20 protein-coding genes and 1 pseudogene are annotated in these 19,767 nt (G+C 72.9%); 18 read left to right on the forward strand and 3 right to left on the reverse strand.

All coding sequences use genetic code 11. The annotated features are described in order from the left end of the window. The first annotated feature begins 43 nt into the window (after positions 1–43). From QQG74_RS11920 to QQG74_RS11970, 11 genes and pseudogenes are all read left to right on the forward strand, one after another. Positions 44–1,656: pseudogene (locus QQG74_RS11920) on the forward strand (lipopolysaccharide biosynthesis protein). Between the two features lie 111 nt (positions 1,657–1,767). After that, on the forward strand, positions 1,768–3,009 hold the full coding sequence (locus QQG74_RS11925) for an O-antigen ligase domain-containing protein (RefSeq protein WP_341721213.1): 1,242 nt from the start codon (positions 1,768–1,770) through the stop codon (positions 3,007–3,009). Between the two features lie 221 nt (positions 3,010–3,230). Continuing rightward, positions 3,231–4,829 (forward strand): lipopolysaccharide biosynthesis protein, encoded by a 1,599-nt coding sequence (locus QQG74_RS11930; RefSeq protein WP_341721214.1) that lies wholly within the window; start codon positions 3,231–3,233, stop codon positions 4,827–4,829. A gap of 5 nt (positions 4,830–4,834) precedes the next feature. After that, on the forward strand, positions 4,835–5,737 hold the full coding sequence (locus tag QQG74_RS11935) for a sulfotransferase domain-containing protein (RefSeq protein ID WP_341721215.1): 903 nt from the start codon (positions 4,835–4,837) through the stop codon (positions 5,735–5,737). Next, positions 5,734–6,996 (forward strand): hypothetical protein, encoded by a 1,263-nt coding sequence (locus QQG74_RS11940; RefSeq protein ID WP_341720351.1) that lies wholly within the window; start codon positions 5,734–5,736, stop codon positions 6,994–6,996. Before QQG74_RS11935 ends, QQG74_RS11940 begins: the two co-directional genes overlap by 4 nt. Before the next feature lie 89 nt (positions 6,997–7,085). Continuing rightward, the gene (locus QQG74_RS11945) at positions 7,086–7,568 is read left to right on the forward strand and encodes a UDP-N-acetylglucosamine--LPS N-acetylglucosamine transferase (protein WP_341720352.1); all 483 of its coding nucleotides are present in this window, start codon (positions 7,086–7,088) and stop codon (positions 7,566–7,568) included. After that, a complete protein-coding gene (locus QQG74_RS11950; protein WP_341720353.1) occupies positions 7,565–8,176 on the forward strand; it encodes a glycosyltransferase in 612 nt (203 codons plus the stop codon). The genes QQG74_RS11945 and QQG74_RS11950 overlap by 4 nt, the downstream gene beginning before the upstream one ends. Next, positions 8,173–9,090: a glycosyltransferase family 2 protein gene (locus QQG74_RS11955; RefSeq protein WP_341720354.1), complete on the forward strand. Its 918-nt coding sequence runs from the start codon at positions 8,173–8,175 to the stop codon at positions 9,088–9,090. Before QQG74_RS11950 ends, QQG74_RS11955 begins: the two co-directional genes overlap by 4 nt. Before the next feature lie 49 nt (positions 9,091–9,139). Continuing rightward, positions 9,140–9,799, forward strand: coding sequence for a class I SAM-dependent methyltransferase (locus QQG74_RS11960; protein ID WP_341720355.1), 660 nt, complete (start codon positions 9,140–9,142; stop codon positions 9,797–9,799). Positions 9,800–9,936: 137 nt separating this feature from the next. After that, positions 9,937–11,115, forward strand: a complete 1,179-nt coding sequence (aroC, locus tag QQG74_RS11965; RefSeq protein ID WP_341720356.1) for a chorismate synthase — start codon at positions 9,937–9,939, stop codon at positions 11,113–11,115. Next, a complete protein-coding gene (locus QQG74_RS11970; protein ID WP_341720357.1) occupies positions 11,112–11,627 on the forward strand; it encodes a shikimate kinase in 516 nt (171 codons plus the stop codon). The genes aroC and QQG74_RS11970 overlap by 4 nt, the downstream gene beginning before the upstream one ends. Positions 11,628–11,689: 62 nt before the next feature. On the opposite strand, the gene QQG74_RS11975 is transcribed toward QQG74_RS11970, so the two are convergent. Both QQG74_RS11975 and QQG74_RS11980 read right to left on the reverse strand, forming a co-directional pair. Further along, complete coding sequence (locus QQG74_RS11975; protein WP_341720358.1) at positions 11,690–12,490, reverse strand: cytochrome c oxidase assembly protein; 801 nt, start codon at positions 12,488–12,490, stop codon at positions 11,690–11,692. Next, a complete protein-coding gene (locus tag QQG74_RS11980; RefSeq protein WP_341720359.1) occupies positions 12,487–13,035 on the reverse strand; it encodes a DUF2243 domain-containing protein in 549 nt (182 codons plus the stop codon). Before QQG74_RS11980 ends, QQG74_RS11975 begins: the two co-directional genes overlap by 4 nt. A gap of 135 nt (positions 13,036–13,170) precedes the next feature. On the opposite strand from QQG74_RS11980, the gene aroB reads away from it, so the two are divergent. The 4 genes from aroB to nusB all read left to right on the forward strand — a co-directional run bounded on the left by aroB (position 13,171) and on the right by nusB (position 15,963). Next, positions 13,171–14,247 (forward strand): 3-dehydroquinate synthase, encoded by a 1,077-nt coding sequence (aroB, locus tag QQG74_RS11985; protein WP_341720360.1) that lies wholly within the window; start codon positions 13,171–13,173, stop codon positions 14,245–14,247. A gap of 118 nt (positions 14,248–14,365) precedes the next feature. After that, positions 14,366–14,824: a type II 3-dehydroquinate dehydratase gene (gene aroQ / locus QQG74_RS11990; protein WP_341720361.1), complete on the forward strand. Its 459-nt coding sequence runs from the start codon at positions 14,366–14,368 to the stop codon at positions 14,822–14,824. Positions 14,825–14,971: 147 nt separating this feature from the next. Then, entirely contained in the window at positions 14,972–15,529 is a 558-nt protein-coding gene (gene efp / locus QQG74_RS11995) for an elongation factor P (protein WP_341720362.1), read from the forward strand. A 23-nt stretch (positions 15,530–15,552) separates the two neighbouring features. Next, positions 15,553–15,963, forward strand: coding sequence for a transcription antitermination factor NusB (nusB, locus tag QQG74_RS12000; protein ID WP_341721216.1), 411 nt, complete (start codon positions 15,553–15,555; stop codon positions 15,961–15,963). Positions 15,964–16,107: 144 nt separating this feature from the next. On the opposite strand, the gene QQG74_RS12005 is transcribed toward nusB, so the two are convergent. Beyond that, complete coding sequence (locus tag QQG74_RS12005) at positions 16,108–16,596, reverse strand: transcriptional regulator (RefSeq protein ID WP_007458348.1); 489 nt, start codon at positions 16,594–16,596, stop codon at positions 16,108–16,110. A gap of 313 nt (positions 16,597–16,909) precedes the next feature. On the opposite strand from QQG74_RS12005, the gene pyrR reads away from it, so the two are divergent. Genes pyrR through QQG74_RS12020 form a run of 3 tightly spaced genes read left to right on the forward strand, consistent with a single transcriptional unit; the run spans position 16,910 to position 19,750 of the window. Next, entirely contained in the window at positions 16,910–17,494 is a 585-nt protein-coding gene (gene pyrR / locus QQG74_RS12010) for a bifunctional pyr operon transcriptional regulator/uracil phosphoribosyltransferase PyrR (RefSeq protein WP_341720363.1), read from the forward strand. Positions 17,495–17,549: 55 nt separating this feature from the next. Continuing rightward, positions 17,550–18,476, forward strand: coding sequence for an aspartate carbamoyltransferase catalytic subunit (locus QQG74_RS12015; RefSeq protein WP_341720364.1), 927 nt, complete (start codon positions 17,550–17,552; stop codon positions 18,474–18,476). Continuing rightward, positions 18,473–19,750, forward strand: coding sequence for a dihydroorotase (locus QQG74_RS12020; protein WP_341720365.1), 1,278 nt, complete (start codon positions 18,473–18,475; stop codon positions 19,748–19,750). The genes QQG74_RS12015 and QQG74_RS12020 overlap by 4 nt, the downstream gene beginning before the upstream one ends. Positions 19,751–19,767: the final 17 nt, after the last annotated feature.

Genomic DNA, 19,767 nt, shown 5'->3' on the forward strand with positions numbered 1-19,767 from the left:
CGGAGACCGCCGCACCGAAAGACCTGACCGACGGTGAAGCAGCATGACTGACCCATCGCACGGCCCGTGGCCCGCTGCGCCGCCCGTGGGCGAGGGCACGTCCGAGCGGACGCTTACCTTCAGCGACCTGATCCGGGTACCGCTGCACCGGATCGGGCTGGTGGCGGCGACCGCGGCGGTGGGCCTCGTCGCCATGTTCGGATACCTCGTCCTGGTGCCCGGCCGGTACACCGCGAGCGCGGTGGTGGCGGTCCGCCCGGTCGTCACCGACGCGTTCAGTCCCAGCGGGGCCGCCGCCGACCGGGCGGTGAACATGAACGTGGAGAGCGGCATCGCCACCGGGACCGAGGTGGTGCGGCGGCTGGCCGAGCGCAACGGGCAGGACCAGGGCGACGTACGCGACGCTCTCGCGGTCGAGGTGCCGACCGGCGGGCAGATCCTGCGCTTCTCCTACGGCGCGCGTTCGGTCGACGAGGCGGTCCGCAACGTCAACCTCGCCGCCGAGTCCTACCTGGACGTCCGGCGCTCGATGTACGAGCGCCAGCGCAACGAGATGCTCCGCTCCTACGACGAGAGCATCGCCAAGGTGGCCGCCCAGCAGGCGGCGGTACGCAAGCGGATGGCCAGGGCCGGTCCGGACAGCGGCGACGCGGCCGCAGCCGAACTCACCGGCCTCAACAGTCAGCTGACCCAGTTGAACTCGGCGCGCAGTGAGATCGCGGCGGTGGACGTCAACCCCGGGTGGGTCACCCGGGCCGCCGAGCCGGCGATGGTCTCGCCCGGCGGCGGGCGAAAGGCCCTGGTTCTGCTGGCGGGTCTGCTCGGTGGCGCGCTCGTCGGCGTGGTGCTCGCGTACGCCTGGGAATCGGTGGACCGGCGGGTCCGCTCGGCCGACGACGCGCGGCGCGCCAGCGGGCTGAACCTGCTCGGCACGGTCCGGGGCCGGGGCGGCATCGTCGGCCGTCGCAGCCCGGTGGACGCCGACATCAGATACGTCGCCATGGCCATCGCGGAGCGGATCCACCAACCGGCCCGGGTCACCCTGCTCAGCGCCCGGGAGGACCCGACCCCGATCACCGCCCGGCTGGCCGTCGCGCTCGCGGTCGCCGGGCGGGAGGTCTTCGTCGCCGACGACAGCGGCCGGCTGGACCGGCTGCGCGCCGCCGTGCTCGCCGACCGGGAGCGGCTGCCGGCGTACGTGGACCCGACGCGGCAGCCCCTGCCGAAACCGCGCCCACCGGCCGACCTCGACGGGGTCACCGAGCGGATCGGGCCCGCCCGCCGGCGCCCTCGCCCTACCCGGCCGGCACGCGGGTCCCGGCCGATCCGGACGCCACCCTCACCCTGCCCCGGCCGGTGACCGCCGCGGGCGGGCCGAACGGCCGGGACGCGGCCGACGGTGCGCTCCGGGTGGGTGCCGGCCAGATCCTGATCGGCACGTTCCGGCAGGGTGCCCACCAACCCCTGCTGCTGTTCAACGCGCCGCCGGCCGAGTCCGACGAGCGCGGGGTCGCGGTGGCCCGCCAGGGCAGCGCGGTGGTGGTGGTCGAACGGGACCGGACCCGTCAGAGCGAGCTGCGCCGGCTGGTGGAGCGGCTGCGGGCCGCCGGGGTGCACACGCTGGGCTTCGTACTGACCCGCGACGGGCGGGGCTGATCGGTGCCGGGCACCCGCGCGCCGGCGGCGACCGATCCGCTCGGCGACGGGCGGCCGGAGCCCGGGTGGCCGCCGCCGGCCCGTCCTGCGCCCCGACTACCGGGCTGGCCGCTGATGCTGATGTTCGGCCTGGTGCCGCTCTGGTGGGCGCTCGGCGTCTTCTACCTCGGCTGGTCGCTGCTCGGTGTGGTGCTGTTCGCGATGCTGGTGTTGCGGGGACGGGTACCGCTGCCACCGGCCACCGGGCTCTGGCTGCTCTTCCTGGCGCTCGTCGGGCTCAGCGCCACCCGGTTACCGGACCCGGTCGCGCTGGCCCCGTTCGGGCTGCGGCTGGGCTTCTACGTCACCGCCCTGGTGGTCGGCGTCTACGCGTACACGCTGGTGCGGGAAGGTGCCGACCCCGCGCGGGTGCTCCTGCCGCTCTGCGCGTTCTGGCTCGGTCTGGTCGCGCTGGGCTGGCTGGCCGTGCTGGCGCCGAGGTTGGCCCTGACCACCCCGGTCGAGCTGCTGCTGCCCGAATCGCTGGCTGGGCACGGGTACCTGCGGGACCTGGTGCACGTCGCGGTCACCGAGTACAGCCTGCGGTCACCGGACCCGATCTACCGGCCGGCGGCGCCGTTCCCGTACACAAACAACTACGGCAGCGCGTACGCGATGGCGCTGCCCTGCGCGGTGGCGTTCACCATGCTGCGCCGACGGGGTGCCCTGCGCTGGGTGGTGCTGGCGTCGCTGCCCCTGTCGCTGGTGCCCGCCTTCCTCACCCTGAACCGGGTGATGTTCGTCAGCCTCGGGGTGGGACTGGCGGTGCTCGGTGCCCGGGCCGCGCTGCGCGGCAACGTCCGGGTGGGGCTCTCCGTCCTCGGGGTGCTCCTCGCCGCGCTGCTCACCACCCTCTTCATCCCGGTCGCCAGGTTGATCGGTGACCGCGTCGCGGCAAGCGACACCAACGCCGACCGGTTCGCGCTCTACGCCGAGGTGGTACGCCGCATCGGCGCCTCACCGTGGCTCGGCTACGGCGCACCGGCCAACTCGGACACCGTCTCCGCGCAGGTGCCGATCGGCACCCAGGGCCAGCTCTGGATGGTGCTGTTCAGCCATGGCGTACCGGCGTTGGTCTGCTTCCTCGCCTGGTTCGTGCTGGCCACCGTGACCTGCGCCCGGGTCACCGGCGCCGCCGGGCAGTGGCTCGCGGTGGTGCCGGTGATCTGCCTGGCGCAGATCCCGTTCTACGGCATGGCGAGCCCGGCCCTCTCGGTCGCCTGCTTCGCCGTCGCCCTGGCGATGGCGCTCGTCGAACGGGAGGCGACGGCGCGCCGTGGCCGGCCCGCACCAGCGGCGGCGGTGCCCGCGTGAGCACCTCGTCGTCGCCAGCCGTCGGTGTGCCGCCGAACCGCCCCGACCTCGCCGCGCCGGCAGCCGATCCCGCCGTGCCGGTAGCCGACTCCGCCGTGCCGGTAGCCGACTCCGCCGTGCCGGTAGCCGATCCCGCCGTGCCGGTAGCCGACTCCGCCGTGCCGGTAGCCGACTCCGCCGTGCCGGTAGCCGATCCCGCCGTGCCGGTAGCCGACTCCGCCGTGCCGGTAGCCGGCTGCCTCGCCGGCCATGGGTCGGCACCCGATCGGTGCGCCGACGAGGCTGCGGGGGAGACCCGGCGCAGTGCCCGTGCGGCCTCGGCCAGCCTGCTCGGCGCGGCGGTGAACGGGCTGCTCGGCTTCCTGCTGGTGGTGGTCATCACCAGGGGCTACGGCGCCAGCGGGTCGGGTGCCTTCTTCGCGGCGATCGGGGTGGTGACGGTGGCCGCCGCGATCTGCACCCTGGGCGCGGAGACCGGGCTGATCTGGCTGCTGCCGCGCCGCCGCACCGGCGTCTCGGGCGACGCGGCCCGGCTACTGCCGGTGGCGCTGATCCCGCCCCTGACGGTGGCCGGCCTGGTCGGCGGCATCGGGCTGCTGGCGGCCGAACCGCTCGCCGACCGACTGCTGGGCACCGCCACCGTCGACGGTGCCGTGCTCATCGCGCTGAGCTGTGCCGCGATTCCCGTGGTGGTGGCCATGACGCTGCTGCTGGCCGCCCTGCGTTGCGTCCGGCCGCTGCGCGCCTACCTGACCGTGCAGTCGGTGCTGTTCCCGCTGGCCCGGCCCGTCCTGGTCGGCCTGGCGGTGCTCGCCGGCTGGGGGCTGGTGGCCGGGTTCGCCGGCTGGCTGGTGCCGGCCGGGCTCACCCTGCTGCTCTGCCTGACCCTGGTCACCGGTCCGCTCGGTGTCGGCCGGGGCGCCCTGCTGCGGCCGGCACCGGCCGACTGGCGTACCTTCTGGCGCTTCGCCCTGCCCCGGTCCGCCTCGGCGGCGATGGACGCCGGTGCGGTCTGGGTGGGGGTGCTGCTCACCTCGGTGCTCGCCGGACCGGCCGAGGCCGGTGTCTTCGGCGCGGTCGGGCGCTACATTCTCGCCGGTCAACTCGCCATGCAGGGCCTGCGGGTGGCGGTGTCGCCCCAGCTGTCCCGGCTGCTCGGTCAGGGGCGGCGGGCCACGGCGGCGACCGTGCACCGGCAGTTGACCGCCTGGGCCGTGCTGCTCTGCTGGCCGGTCTACCTGCTGCTGGCGCTGCACGGTGCGGCCTTCCTGGCGGTCTTCGGGGCGGATTTCGCCGCCGACGGCACCGTCGCGATGGCCGTGCTCGCGGTAGCGATGCTCGTGAACACCGGGGTCGGCAACGTGCAGAGCCTGCTGCTGATGAGCGGGCACAGCGGGCTGCACCTCGCGGCGACCTCCGCCGGCCTGCTGGTCACCGTCTCACTCGGGCTGCTGATGATCCCCGGTCACGGTGCGACCGGGGCGGCGCTGGCCTGGGCGGCGGGCATCGTGGTGGAGAACCTGATCGCGTACCGCACCGCCCGGGTGGTGGTCGGCCAGCCACTTGTCGACGCGCCGGTGCTGCGCGCCGCCGGGCTTGTCGTCCTCGGGGTGGGCGGGCCAGCCCTGCTGGGCCTGCTGGTGTCGGGCCGGGGTCCGCTCGGCCTGGCGGTGGCGGTGGGGCTGCCGGCCGCCGGTTGCCTCGGCCTGTTGACCCTGCCCCGGGTACGCGCCGGCATCGGTGCGGCCCTGGGACAACTACGCGGGCGCGAGCCGGCCGGGCCCGCCGTCGCGCCAGTGCCGTCGAAGAAGGGCAGGTGAGTGTCGTGTCGTCGCTGCGGGACCGGGTCAAGCAGGTGATACCGACCCAGGTGCGGTACCGCGTGCGGGAAGGTCTGGTCGACTACGGCGTACGCACCAGCGACCGCCGGCCGCTGCCGGACTTCCTCATCATCGGCACCAAGCGCGGCGGCACCACCTCGCTGTGGAATTACCTCATCCGGCATCCGCTGGTGCCCCGGCTCTTCCCGGCCTGGAACGCGAAGTCGTCGCACTACTTCGCGCAGAACTGGCGGCGCGGCGAGGCGTGGTACCGCTCGCACTTCCCGACCGAGCGCCAGCGGGAGGCGCTGGAACGCCGGTACGGCGGCCCGGTCCGGGTCGGCGAGGCGGCACCGCTGTACATGTTCCATCCGCTCGTGGCGGAACGGGTCGCCGCGCTGATGCCGGCGGTACGGCTCATCGTGCTGCTGCGTGATCCGGTGCAGCGGGCGTACTCGCACTGGAAGGAACGGCGCGCCAACGGCGTCGAGCCGCTGGACTTCGCCGCCGCGCTGGCCGCCGAGCCGGCGCGAACAGCGGGGGAACGGGACCGGCTGATCGCCGAGCCGGAGCAGGTGAGCCTCTGCTACGACTGGTACAGCTACCGGGCCCGGGGCCGCTATCTGGAGCACCTGGAGCCGTGGCTGGAGCGCTTCGACAGGTCCCAGTTCCTCTTCCTGCCCAGCGAGGACCTCTACCGCGACACCCGGGCGACCTTCCGACGGACCCTGGAGTTCCTCGGCCTGCCCCGGGTCGAGCCGGCCGGCTTCACGGTCTACAACGGCACCCACCCCGCTGCGCTTGAGCCGGCGACGCGGGCCGAGTTGACCGGGTACTACCGGCCGCACAACGAGGCGTTGCGGCAGCGGCTGGGACTGGCCCTCGACTGGCCGGACCGGGTGCCGTGACGGCGGCGGGCAGCGTCTCGACCGACCCCCGGTGCCGCGCCGACGGGTTGGGCTGGGTGAGCCGGGCCCTCTTCGACGACGACCGGATCGCGCTCCGCGTGGGCGGCGGGCCGCCGGCCGGATACGCCGTCGCGGCCCGGTACGCCGTTGTGCCGTCGGTCGACCGGGCCCGCTTCCTGCTGCCGCTCGGTGCGCCCCGGGTCACGGCGGCGGCGTTGCTGGCATACAACGCGCTGCGGCCGGTGACGGTCCGCCCGATCCGCGCCGCACTCGGCGTCGCGGCCCGGGCCGGGGTGGTGGAGTTGGCACCGTTTCCCGTCCTGACCGTCGCCGTCGCGGTCGGGCTCGACCCGGCCGAGGTGCTCCTCGCCGACCGGCTCGCCGTCCTGCTCGGCGGCGGCGTGCGGTACGCGGCGTGCGGCGTCCGCCCGCCGGACCCGAACCACAAACCCACCCTGCAACTCTTCGACGCCGCCGGGCGGCCACGCGGGTACGCCAAGATCGGTTGGAACCCGGCCACCCGGATCCTCGTCGCTCAGGAGGCGGCGGCACTGCGGGCGCTCACCGCAGTGGCCGGCGTCGCCGGTCACCCGCGCGTTCCCCGGCTGCTCGCCGAGACCACCCTGGGCCGGCGGGCGGTGACGGTGGTCGAACCGCTGCCGGCGACGGTGCGGCGGGTGCCGGCGGGCGCGGCGGCGGACCCGACCGCGGTGCTCGCGGTGGCCCGGCGACACCGGCCACCGGGCGAACCCCGACCGCTTGCCGGCTCCTCCTTCCTGGCCCGGCTGACCGCCGAGGCGCGCCGCGCCGCCGCCACGGTCGCGGGCGGGGCCCGGGCGGTGCGGGCCGTCGCCGCGCTGGCCCGTCGGCACGGCGACGGCACGGTCGAGTTCGGCCACTGGCACGGTGACTGGGTGCCGTGGAACCTCGGCCGGCACGGTGGGAACCTGATCGCCTGGGACTGGGAACACAGCGGGCCGGACGTACCCGTCGGGTTCGACCTGGTCCACGACGCCTTCCACCGCGCACTTGTGGGCCGGGGTGAACCGGTCGCCTCGGCGGTCGACCGGATGACGGCGGGGCTGGCCCGGCACGGTACGCGGCTGGGCCTGGACCGGCGGCGGCAGCGGCTGGTGGTCGACGCGTACCTGATGGAACTCTGGCTGCGTACGTGGCGGCTGGCCGAGGCCGGTGCCGGCTGGAACCGCCGGCTGCATCCCGCGTTGCTGGACGTCGTCGAACATCGACTCGGCGACTGATCGGCGACAGCGGAGGGTGGAAAGGAGGCCCCAAATACGATAAGTGTCGATGGCTTGCGGATTTCCAAGCGGACTTTGTGGGGAGTCGCGTGGACGCGAAAAAGAGGGAGCCCGGCGAACCACCGCTGTTGCTGCTGGTCGGCTCCAGCGGTGGCCATCTCGCCCAACTGCTGGCCCTGCGGCCCTGGTACGAGCAGCGGCGCAGGTGTTTCGTCACGTTCGACACCCCGGACGCGGTGTCGCTGCTCGCCGGCGAGGAACTGGTCCCGGCATACCACCCGACCACCCGGAGCCTGCGCAACCTGCTGCGCAACGGGGTGCTGGCGACCCGGGTGCTGCGCCGACGGCGGATCGCCGCGGTGGTCACCACCGGGGCGGGGCTGGCCGTCCCGTTCGTCGTCCTCGCCCGGCTGCGCGGCATCCCGACCGTCTACATCGAGGTCTACGACCGGATCGACACGCCGACGCTTACCGCCCGGCTGTGCCGGCCGTTCCTGTCCGTGATGCTCGTGCAGTGGGAGGAACAGCGCCGGCAGTACCCGGAGGCGACAGTCGTCGGGCCGCTGCTGTGAGCGCTTCCCACGAGCCCGTCGACCGGCGACCCCAACTGCTGGTGGCCGTGGGCGCCGACCGGCACCCCTTCGACCGGCTCGTCGACTGGCTGCGGCAGTGGTACGGCGAGGTGGCCGGTGCGGTCGTGCTCACCGTCCAGCACGGCTACACCCGGGTCACCGACCTGCCCGACGCGGTGCCGTTCCTCGGGCACGCCGAGTTGCAGAAGGCGATGGACCAGGCCGACCTGGTGGTGTGCCACGGCGGCCCGGCCACCATCCTGGAGGCCCGACGGCACGGGCACCTGCCGATCGTGGTGCCCCGCGATCCGGCGTACGGCGAGCACGTCGACGATCACCAGCAACTCTTCGCCCGCCGGCTCGGTGCGGCCGGGCTGATCGCGCTCTGCGAATCCCGGCAGGACCTGCTGGACGCGCTCGCCGCCGGTCTGGCCGACCGGTCCCGGTTCACCGTGGCCCGCGACGTCGACTCGGTCGACCGGCAGCGGGCCACGGCGCGCCGGGTGGGCACCATCGTCGACGACCTGATCGCCACCGCGCAGCGCCGCCACCGACCCCGCTGGCTGCCCCGGCGCGCCCCCGCGCACGACGAGGGGCGGCGGCGGTGAGGCGGTATCCGAGCGTGAGCGTCGTGGTGCCCACCCGGAACCGTCCGGAGTTGCTGCCCGCCGCGCTGCGGGCGGCCGTGGCGCAGGACTACCCCGGACCGGTCGAGGTGGTCGTGGTCTACGACCAGTGCGAGCCGGACCGGACGCCTGTCGAGTTCGCCGGTCCGCACCGGCCGGTGCGGGTGGTGACGAACACCCGCACCCCGGGTCTGGCCGGTGCCCGCAACAGCGGCGCCCTGGCCGCCACCGGCGAGTTGATCGCCTTCTGCGACGACGACGACGAGTGGCTGCCCGGCAAGTTGCGTGCCCAGGCCGAGGCCCTGACCGCCACCGGTGCCGCCTTCGCCACCTGCGGCATCCGGGTCAGCTACGACGGGCGCACCGTCGAGCGGGTACTGGAGCGCGACTCGATCAGCCTGGCCGACCTGCTCCGGGACCGGATGACCGAACTGCACCCGTCGACCTTCCTGGTCCGGGCCAGCGCACTGCGCGACGGCATCGGGCTTGTCGACGAGGAGATTCCGGGTGGCTACGCCGAGGACTACGACCTCCTGCTCCGGGCCGCCCGCGCCGCCCCGCTGGTCAACCTGCGCACCGCGTACGTGCTGGTGCGCTGGCACCGGCGGTCGTACTTCGCCAAGCGCTGGGACACCATCGCCACCGCGTTGCAGTGGCTGCTGGAGCGTCATCCCGAATTCGCCACCCAGCCGGCCGGTCAGGCCCGGGTCGCCGGGCAGATCGCCTTCGCCCGCGCCGCCTGCGGCGATTCTCGGGCCGCGTTGCGCTGGGCCCGGCGCACCATCCGTGGCAACCCCTGCGAAGCCCGGGCCTACCTGGCCCTGGCGGTGGCCGGGCGGATGGTCCGCCCCGACACGGTGCTGCGCACCCTGCACAAGCGCGGTCGGGGCATCTGAGTTGACCGGCCCACCCGCCCACCCCGCCAGCCGGAGGATCGACAAATCGATGGCACTGCACTCGCTCAGGTTCCGGTTCGTCGACTCACCCACCTCGTACGGGGCCCGGCGACGGGCCCGGCGGGCCGCCTGGCTCGCCGAGACGTACCCCGAACTCGCGCAGATGCGGGTGCTCGACCTCGGTGGGCGGGTCGAGAGCTGGGCCGGCATCCCGGTCCGACCGGCACACGTGCACGTGGTCAACCTCGAACCGGTGCCGGCGCAGCTGCCCGCCTGGGCCGCAGCGGACCGCGCGGACGCCTGCCAGCTGCCGAAACGGATCATGGCCAGCCGCTACGACCTCGTCTTCAGCAACAGCGTGCTGGAACACGTCGGCGGGTACGAGCGCCGTCGGCGGATGGCGGCGGCGGTCCGCGAGCTGGCCCCGGCGTACTGGGTCCAGACTCCCTACCGGTACTTCCCGATCGAGCCGCACTGGGTGGCGCCCGGCATGCAGTTCCTGCCGGTGCCGGCCCGGGTGGCGGTGGCCCGGCGCTGGCCGTTGGCGTACACCCCGGGGAAGTCCCACGAGGCCGCGATGCGGCAGGTGCTGAGCACCGAACTGATCGGCCGCGCGGAGCTGCGGCACCTCTTCCCGGATGCGACCATCCGCAACGAGCGGCTGCTGGGCCTGACCAAATCGATAATCGCGGTCCGCATCGCTCAGTGAATCTTGGACGACCTACGCCGAGCATAAGGGCGTTTCCCGACCAAGATCTCTGTTGCCCTCCGGATGCCGGCGTCCGCAGGGCGGGACGCGGCGGGCGATGCGGGGTGGCGGCGGCCGGACGTGACAGACTTGCCGCTGTGTTGCGTTGGTTGACCGCAGGGGAATCGCACGGACCCGCCCTCGTCGCATTGCTGGAGGGGGTGCCGGCCGGCGTCGAGGTGACCTCCACCGAGATCGCCGGAGAGCTGGCCCGCCGCCGGCTCGGCTACGGCCGGGGCGCGCGGATGTCCTTCGAGCAGGACGAGATCGAGGTCATCGGCGGCCTGCGGCACGGGGTGACGCTGGGCAGCCCGGTCGCCATCCGGGTCGGCAACTCCGAGTGGCCGAAGTGGCAGACGGTGATGGCCGCCGACCCGGTGGACGCCGACGAGTTGGCCCGGCAGGCCCGCAACGCGCCGCTCACCCGCCCCCGGCCCGGCCACGCCGACCTGGCCGGCATGCAGAAGTACGGCCACACCGACGCCCGGCCGATCCTGGAGCGGGCCAGCGCGCGGGAGACCGCCGCCCGGGTCGCCGTCGGCACGGTGGCCAAGGCGCTGCTGCGGCAGGCACTCGACATCGAGATCGTCTCGCACGTGGTGGAGCTGGGACCGGTCGCCGTCAAGCCGGGGCTGCGGCCCCGCCCGGAGGACGCCGCCCGGATCGACGCCGACCCGCTGCGCTGCCTCGACCCGGAGGCCAGCGCCCGGATGGTCGCCGAGGTGGACGCCGCGAAGAAGGCCGCCGACACCCTCGGCGGCGTGGTCGAAGTGCTGGCGTACGGCGTACCGCCCGGTCTGGGTAGTCACGTGCAGTGGGACCGCAAGCTCGACGCCCGGCTGGCCACCGCGCTGATGTCGATCCAGGCGATCAAGGGTGTGGAGATCGGCGACGGCTGGCAGCAGGCCCGGTCCCGGGGTTCCGAGGCGCACGACGAGATCATCCCCACCGCCACCGGTGTCCGCCGGGTCACCGACCGGGCCGGCGGCCTGGAGGGCGGCATCACCACCGGCGAACCGCTGCGGGTCAAGGCCGCGATGAAGCCGATCTCCTCGCTGAACCGGGCCCTGGCGACGGTGGACATCACCACCGGTGAACCGGCTACCGCGATCAACCAGCGCTCCGACGTCTGCGCGGTGCCCGCCGCCGCCGTCGTCGCCGAGGCGATGGTCGCGTTGGTGCTCGCCGAGGCGGCGGTGGAGAAGTTCGGCGGCGACTCGGTCACCGAGATCCGCCGCAACCTGACCGGCTACCTGGACGCGCTGGTGATCCGGTGACCGGTGCCACCCGCCCGGTCTGCGTACTGGTCGGCGCGCCCGGCTCGGGCAAGACCACCGTCGGGCAGGCCCTGGCGGCTGCGCTCGGCGTCGAGTTCCGGGACACCGATGTCGACATCGAGCGCCTCGCCGGCAAGCCGATCCCGGAGATCTTCATCGACGAGGGGGAGGCACACTTCCGCGCCCTCGAACGGGCGGCGGTGGCTGCGGCGCTGGCCTCCTGCACCGGGGTACTCGCCCTCGGCGGTGGCGCGGTGCTGGCCGAGGAGAACCGCGCCGCCCTGCTCGGGCACCGGGTGGTGCATCTCTCCGTCGAGCTGCCCGACGCGGTGAAGCGGGTCGGGCTCGGTGTCGGCCGGCCACTGCTGGCGATCAACCCGCGCGCCACCCTCAAGCACCTGATGGACCAGCGCCGCCCGCTCTACGCCGAGGTCGCCACCGCGACCGTGCACACCGACGGCCGTACCCCCGCCGACATCGCCGCCGAGATCGCCACCCTGGTCCAGGAGTAAGGAAGGGCCCCTTGTTAACGCCTCAGGTATAGCAAGGGCCCCCTATTAACGGCTGGTGCTGATCAACCGCCGGTGCTGAGCGCGACAGCCGGCGCGCGGTGTTGGCGCGGCTCCGGACGCCAGCTGATCAGAAGCGCGAGCGCCAGCAGGAGTTCGGCGAGGTCGCCGCCGTAGTACATGACCGTGGCACCGGCGCGCAGCTGGTCCGGCGGGGCCGGCACGTCGACGAGCAGTCCCGCGTACAACAGTTGGGCCAGGCTGGCGTGCGCGGCCACCGCGACGCCGAGCACCACCAGCCGGACCGGCACCCGGGGTCGGTGCCCGGCGGGCTCCGGCCCGGCGATCGACCAGGTGAACAGCAATCCGCTGAGTAGGAAATGCAGGTTGACCAGGTCGTGCAGCGCCGGGCTGGCGAGCGTGGCGCGGTACAGCGGCGTGAGATAGAGCAGCCAGAGCCCACCGGCGGTGAGCAGCAGCCCGGTTACCGGGTGGGTGAGCACCCGCACCGCCGGTCGGCGCAGCACGCGCAGCGCCGCCCGACCGGCCTGCCGGTTGACGGTACGCAACGCCAGGATGCCCGGCGCGCCGAGCACCAGCCCCAGCGGGGCCAGCATGCCGAGCAGAAGGTGCTGCCACATGTGTGCGGCGAACCCGTCCACCGGCAGCAGCAGGGCGATGGCGAGCAGGGCGCACCCGACGGCGAAGGCCGCCGTCCGCCAGTGGTTCCAGCCGGCCCGGTCCGGGGCGCGCTGGCGCAGCGCGGCGGCCAGGTAGACCCAGCCGGCAAGCAGGGGTACGAGCAGTGCCGGACCGACGGTCGTGGCGTGCTCGGTGCCGTGCGCCGAGACCAGGGCGAGATTCACCCGTGTCGCCCCCGGGCCGGCGTCTGCTCCTGGTCGGCGCAGACGTCCACGGCGGTGGCGCGACGCTGCACCAGCCAGCCGACGACGATGAGCACGACACCCAGCGCGAGGAAGCCGAGATCCCACCAGAGCTGGTGTTCCCCGGCGCGGACGTGGTGGATGCCCAGGATGTGATGGTCGATGATGCCCTCGACCAGGTTGAACAGTCCCCAGCCGACCAGGACCCAGCCCCACAGCATCGGCGAGCGCCACAGCCGGCCCCGGGATCGGGTCACCCGGGCGTACAGCATCGCCAGGCCGGTGAGCACAGCTACCCAGGTGACCACGTGGAACAGGCCGTCCCAGAGGGTGTTCATCTGTAGTCCGGCGACGGTGTCCACCGGGTAATCGCGTACCCCGATGTTGTCGTTGCCGGTGCTGCTGAGCATGTGGTGCCACTGAAAGACCTGGTGCAGCAGGATGCCATCGACGAAGCCGCCAAGGCCGACGCCGAGGATGGTGGCCGGCAGCCGGATGTCTGCGCCGTCGATGGTCCGCTCCATCATGCCGTCCCCTTTGCTCCGCATGGTGATCCGGGCTGCCCATGCCCGTTCCCTGAATCGGTAAACCTCCGTTCCAACCCTCGGGCACGCGGTGGTGGTGCCGGCCCGTACCACGGTCGGTGGGCTAGGCTCCCGGCGATGAACGAGGTGACCCGGATCTCGGTCGGCGGCGAGCGGCCGTACGACGTGCTGGTCGGACGCGATCTGCTGGACACGCTGCCCGGCCTGTTGCCGGACGCCACCCGGGTGGCGGTGCTGCACGCCCCGCCGCTGAAGGAACTGGCCGACGCCATCGGCGCCCGGCTCGACGCGGCCGGGATGACACCGTTGTCGATCGAGGTGCCGGACGCCGAGGCCGGCAAGCAGGTCGAGGTGGCGGCGCAGTGTTGGGACCGGCTGGGTGCGGCCGGGTTCACCCGTACCGACGCGGTGGTCGGGCTGGGCGGTGGCGCGGTGACCGACCTGGCCGGGTTCGTGGCCGCCTGCTGGCTGCGTGGGGTGCGCTGGGTGCCGGTGGCGACCTCGCTGCTCGGCATGGTGGACGCGGCGGTGGGCGGCAAGACCGGGATCAACACGGCGGCCGGCAAGAACCTCGTCGGCGCCTTTCATCCGCCGGTCGGCGTGCTGGCCGACCTTGCCACGCTGGACACCCTGCCCCCGGCGGATCTGGCCGCCGGCCTGGCCGAGGTGGTCAAGTGCGGGTTCATCGCCGACCCGGTCATTCTGGAACTCGTCGAGCGGGACCCGGCGTCGGCCATGGACCCGGCCGGCCCGGTGGTCCGGGAGCTGATCGAGCGGGCGATCCAGGTCAAGGCCGACGTGGTCGGCGGGGACCTGCGCGAGTCGGGGATCCGGGAGGTGCTCAACTACGGGCACACCCTGGCGCACGCGATCGAAAAGGTGGAGGACTACCGCTGGCGGCACGGTCACGCGGTCGCGGTCGGCCTGGTGTACGCCGCCGAGCTGGCCCGGCTGGCTGGTCGGCTGGATGCCGCCACCGCGCGTCGACACCGCGCGGCGGTTGCCGCGCTCGGGCTGCCTACCGGCTATCCGGCCGACGCCTGGCCCCAGTTGCTGGCCGCCATGCGGGTCGACAAGAAGGCCCGTGGCAACACCCTGCGCTTCGTGGTGCTCGACGGGCTGGCCCGGCCGGCCATCCTGGCGGGCCCGGACGACGATCTGCTGCACGCGGCCTACCGCGCGGTGGCCCAGTGAGCGCGAGGAGTGAGCCGGTTTTGCGAGCCCCGCAGTCGCGAACGAAGGTAGGCCCGGTGAGCGCGAGGAGTGAGCCGGTTTTGCGAGCCCCGCAGTCGCGAACGGAGGTGGGCCCAGCGTGAGGGTGTACGTGCTCAACGGGCCGAACCTGGGCCGGCTCGGTACCCGCCAGGTCGACGTCTACGGCGCCACCAGCTACGCCGATCTGGTCGAACTCTGCGAGTCGACCGGGCGGGACCTCGGCCTGGACGTCTCCGTCCGGCAGACCGACGCCGAGCACGAGTTGATCGGCTGGCTGCATACCGCGGCGGACGAGCAGGCCGCGGTGGTGCTCAACCCGGCGGCCTGGTCGCACTACTCGATCGCCGTACGGGATGCCTGTGCGTTGCTGCGCGGGCCCCTGGTGGAGGTGCACATCTCCAATATTCATGCGCGCGAGGAGTTCCGGCACCACTCGGTGATCTCGGCGGTGGCCACCGGGGTGATCTGTGGTCTCGGTGTGGACGGCTATCGCCTCGCCCTGCACCACGTCGCCACCCTGGCGCGCCGCGCCGGCCGCGCGGACCAGTCGGGATGATCCGCTTCGGCGACTCTCCGTGATGACCGGCACCGACGGGGGCCCGATCGCGGCCGTGCGGACCCGGCGGACGGTGGCGGAAAGCGGGTAGTGCGGCGGCTAGTAGACTTGCCAGGTCTGTCCGCCAAATCATGATCAAGGCAGGAAATGGCCACCACCAACGACCTGAAGAACGGCCTGGTACTCAACCTCGACGGAGAACTCTGGTCCGTCGTCGAGTTCCAGCACGTCAAGCCTGGTAAGGGTGGTGCGTTCGTGCGTACCACGCTGAAGAATGTGCTCTCCGGCAAGGTGGTCGACAAGACCTTCAACGCGGGCACCAAGGTCGAGACCGCGACCGTGGACAAGCGCACGATGCAGTACCTCTACGCCGACGGCGAGGACTACGTCTTCATGGATCTGGAGACGTTCGACCAGATCACGGTCCTGGGTGGGACGGTCGGCGAGGCCGCGAACTACCTGCTGCCCGAGGCCGAGGCGATCGTGGCGACGCACGAGGGGGTGCCGCTCTACGTCGAGCTGCCGACCTCCGTCGTGCTGGAGGTCACCTACACCGAGCCGGGCCTTCAGGGTGACCGCTCGACCGGCGGCAACAAGCCGGCGACCGTGGAGACCGGCGCGACCGTGCAGGTGCCGCTCTTCATCACCACCGGAGAGAAGATCAAGGTCGACACCCGCGACGGCCGTTACCTCGGCCGCGCCTGATGGCCGAGGGTCCGAAGCAGCCGATGCCGGCGCGCCGCAAGGCGCGCAAGCGGGCGCTGGACGTGCTCTTCGAGGCCGACCTGCGGGACCGTCCGCCGGCCGAGGTGCTCGCCGGTTACATCGAGCGGATCGCCACGCCCCGCCCGGAGCATCTGGGTTACGCGGTCGGTCTGGTCGAGGGCGTGGCCGGGCACCTGGACCGGATCGACGAGCTGATCGCCAGCTACGCCGAGGGCTGGACGCTGGATCGGATGCCGGTGGTCGACCGCAACCTCGCCCGGATCGCGGTCTACGAGTTGCTTTACCTGGACGAGATCGACGACGGGGTGGCGATCAGCGAGGCCGTCGAGCTGGCTCGACAGATGTCGACCGATGATTCGCCCCGTTTCCTCAACGGGTTGCTCGGCCGGATCGCCGAGTACGCCACCCGCTGAGGGTCGGCGGTTGGCGGCTCCCGCCAGCTGGCGAGCGAGACGTCGGGCGCCGAGCGAGACGTCGGGCTGGGGAGCTAGATCGGCCGGCGAGCTAGATCTAGAAGGGCCCGTGCCGTTGCGGCACGGGCCCTTTCGCTACGTTGTTCAGCTGGCGAAGAACGCCCGCGGGTCGGCGACCAGCACGCCGTGCTCGGTCAGCCGCTCGATCAGGCCGGAGGGTGAGGCGTCGTAGACGATCGCGAGGGCGCGCAGGTCGTCGGCGCGGATCGAGAGGACCCGGCCGTTGTAGTCACCGCGCTGCTGCTGGATGGCCCGGGCGTAGCGAGCCACGTAGGCCAGGTCCTCGCTGGCCTCGTCGTAGAGCCGCTCCAGGTCCAGCACGATCTTGCTGGTGGGCTCGTGCCGCACCCCGCTGCCGTCGGGCAGTAGCTCCGAGACCGGAACGCGGTAGAACTCGGCCAACTCGGCCAGGCGGGACACCGTGACGGCCCGGTCGCCGCGCTCGTACGAGCCGACCACCACTGCCTTCCAGCGCCCGTTCGACTTCTCCTCCACACCTTGCAGGGACAGGCCCTGCTGCTGGCGGATGGAGCGCAGGCGGGCGCCCAGAGACTTGGCGTATTCAGAGGGCATTGACACTCCCAGTGCTGCTCGGGGTTCTCCCAGCGATCGCTACGGAGCGTGACGGTACGGGGATTCGCACACCGGGTCAAGTGGTCGTGACCTTACCGTTGACGCCGCGGGCGACTTGTCCTGTTTCGCCTGCTGAATCGATCCCGGTTCCGGTGACGCTCCGGGGTGGTCCGGGCCACTCCTGCCCGGCCCTGGTCACGACGCCGACCACTGGTAACGTGGCCGCAGCCTCCGCCGACCGCCCCGCGATCGGCCTGGAGTTATCCGACGTCCTTTAACGACCCGTCCCGTGAGGCGGGAAAGGAGGTCTGCCGTGGCCCACCCATCGGCTGCCCATCCGTCGCCACCGCGACAACCCTCGGTGAAGGTGATCCTGACCAGCGCTGACGTTCAGCGCGTGGTGGACCGGATCGCGCACCAGATTCTCGAGAAGACCCAGGGTGCGGCGGACACCGTTCTGCTCGGCATCCCGACCCGGGGCGCACCCCTGGCCCACCGGCTCGCCGCCCGGATCAGCGCCTTCGAAGATGTCGCCGTGCCGGTCGGTGTGCTCGACATCACCCTCTACCGCGACGACCTGCGCCGGCACGCGACCCGCGCGGTCGGCCCCACCCAATTGCCGCCCGGCGGGATCGACGGCATGCGGGTGGTTCTGGTCGACGACGTGCTGTTCTCCGGGCGTACGGTGCGGGCCGCCCTCGACGCGCTGGGTGACCTCGGCCGGCCGGCCTGCGTCCAGCTCGCTGTCCTGGTCGACCGGGGGCACCGGCAGCTGCCGATCCGGGCCGACTACGTGGGCAAGAACATTCCGACCGCACTCGCCGAGAACGTCAAGGTGACGCTGGCGGAGACTGACGGTACCGACGAGGTCCGGCTCCACGCGGGGACGCCCCGGTGAGCGCGAGGAGTGCAGCGCAGCGGAGCCCCGCAGTCGCGAACGAAAGGCGGGAACCGTGATCAGGCACCTGCTCTCCGGCGCCGACCTCGACGCCGACACCGCCATCCAGATCCTGGACACCGCCGGGGAGATGGCCGCGGTGGCCGGCCGCGAGGTCAAGAAGCTGCCCGCGCTGCGTGGCCGGACGGTGGTGAACCTCTTCTACGAGGATTCCACCCGCACCCGCATCTCCTTCGAGGCGGCGGCCAAGCGGCTCTCCGCCGATGTGATCAACTTTTCGGCCAAGGGGTCCAGCGTCGCCAAGGGCGAGAGCCTGAAGGACACCGCGTTGACCCTCCAGGCGATGGGCGCCGACGCGGTCGTGGTCCGGCACTCCGCCTCGGGCGCACCGCACCGGCTCGCCGACTGGGTGGACGGTTCGGTGGTCAACGCCGGTGACGGCACCCACGAGCATCCCACCCAGGCGCTGCTGGACGCGTACACGATGCGGTCCCGGCTGGGCCGGCTGGCCGGCCTGTCGGTCGCGGTGGTCGGCGACGTGCTGCACTCCCGGGTGGCCCGCTCCAACGTGCTGCTGCTCTCCACGCTCGGGGCCAAGGTCACCCTGGTCGGGCCGCCCACCCTGATTCCGGTCGACATCGCCGCGGCGCTCGCCCCCGGCACCGACGTCTGCTACGACCTGGACGCGGTGCTGCCGTCGGCGGACGTGGTGATGATGCTGCGGGTGCAGCGGGAGCGGATGACCGACTCGTACTTCCCGTCCGCCCGTGAGTACGCCCGCCGGTACGGCCTGGACGGCGCACGGCTGCGCCGGATGCCGAGTCACGCGATCGTCATGCATCCCGGCCCGATGAACCGGGGCATGGAGATCACCCCGGAGGTGGCCGACTCGCCCCGCTCCACCATCGTTGAACAGGTCGCCAACGGGGTTTCCGTCCGGATGGCCGTCCTCTACCTGCTGCTCGGGGGTAACAACCGGTGAACTCGTACCTGATCAGGAACGTCAGCGTGCTCGGTGCCGCACCGACCGACCTGCTGTTGCGCGACGGCGTTGTCGCCGAGGCCGGCGCGGGGCTCACCGCGCCGGGCGCGACGGTGGTCGACGGGGACGGGCTGGTCGCCCTGCCCGGCCTGGTGGACCTGCACACGCACCTGCGCGAGCCGGGCCGGGAGGACGCCGAGACGGTCGAGACCGGTTCCCGGGCGGCGGCGCTGGGCGGCTACACCGCGGTCTGCGCGATGGCGAACACCTCGCCGGTGGCGGACACGGCCGGCGTGGTGGAGCAGGTCTGGCGGCTCGGCCGGGAGGCCGGCCTGGTCGACGTGCAGCCGATCGGTGCGGTCACCGTCGGCCTGGCCGGTGAGCGCCTGGCCGAACTGGGCGCGATGGCCGACTCCGCCGCCCGGGTGCGGATCTTCTCCGACGACGGGCACTGCGTCGCCGACCCGATGCTGATGCGCCGCGCCCTGGAGTACGTCAAGGCGTTCGACGGGATCATCGCCCAGCACGCCGAGGAGCCCCGGCTCACCGAGGGCGCGCAGATGCACGAGGGCGAGGTCTCCACCCGGCTGGGCCTGACCGGCTGGCCGGCGGTGGCCGAGGAGGCGATCATCGCCCGGGACGTGCTGCTGGCCGAGCACGTCGGCAGCCGGTTGCACGTCTGTCACGTCTCGACCGCCGGCAGCGTCGAGGTGCTGCGGCACGCCAAGGCCCGGGGGGTACGGGTCACCGCCGAGGTGACGCCGCACCACCTGCTGCTCACCGATGCCCGGGCCGAGAGTTACGACCCGGTGTTCAAGGTCAACCCGCCGCTGCGTACCGCCACCGACATCGCCGCCCTGCGGGGCGCGCTTGTCGACGGGGTGATCGACATCATCGCCACCGACCACGCCCCGCACGCGATGGAGGACAAGGAGTGCGAGTGGGCGTACGCCCGGCCGGGCATGCTCGGGCTGGAGACGGCGCTGTCCATCGCGCTCGACGTGCTCGGTCCCGAGTGGGACCTGATCGCCGAGCGGATGTCCCGGACCCCGGCCCGGATCGCCGGGCTGACCGAGCACGGCCGGGATCCCGCCCCCGGCGCGCCGGCCAACCTGACCCTTGTCGACCCGGCGGCCCGCCGGGTGATCGACCCGGCGGAGTCGGCAAGTCGCAGCCGCAACACCCCGTACGCCCGGATGACGCTGCCGGGTCGCATCGTGGCGACCTTCCTGCGTGGCGAGGCGACGGTGCTGGACGGAAAGGCAGTCAAGTGAGCGCAGCCCAGCGGAGC

The sequence above is a fragment of the Micromonospora sp. FIMYZ51 genome (assembly GCF_038246755.1).
Taxonomy (GTDB): domain Bacteria; phylum Actinomycetota; class Actinomycetes; order Mycobacteriales; family Micromonosporaceae; genus Micromonospora.

Coding starts and splice junctions, on each gene's coding strand:
- QQG74_RS11960 (WP_341720355.1), top strand. CDS start 9,140: ATGGCACTGCACTCGCTCAGGTTCCGGTTCGTCGACTCACCCACCTCG.
- QQG74_RS11980 (WP_341720359.1), bottom strand. CDS start 13,035: ATGATGGAGCGGACCATCGACGGCGCAGACATCCGGCTGCCGGCCACC.
- aroB (WP_341720360.1), top strand. CDS start 13,171: ATGAACGAGGTGACCCGGATCTCGGTCGGCGGCGAGCGGCCGTACGAC.
- efp (WP_341720362.1), top strand. CDS start 14,972: ATGGCCACCACCAACGACCTGAAGAACGGCCTGGTACTCAACCTCGAC.
- nusB (WP_341721216.1), top strand. CDS start 15,553: ATGCCGGCGCGCCGCAAGGCGCGCAAGCGGGCGCTGGACGTGCTCTTC.
- QQG74_RS12005 (WP_007458348.1), bottom strand. CDS start 16,596: ATGCCCTCTGAATACGCCAAGTCTCTGGGCGCCCGCCTGCGCTCCATC.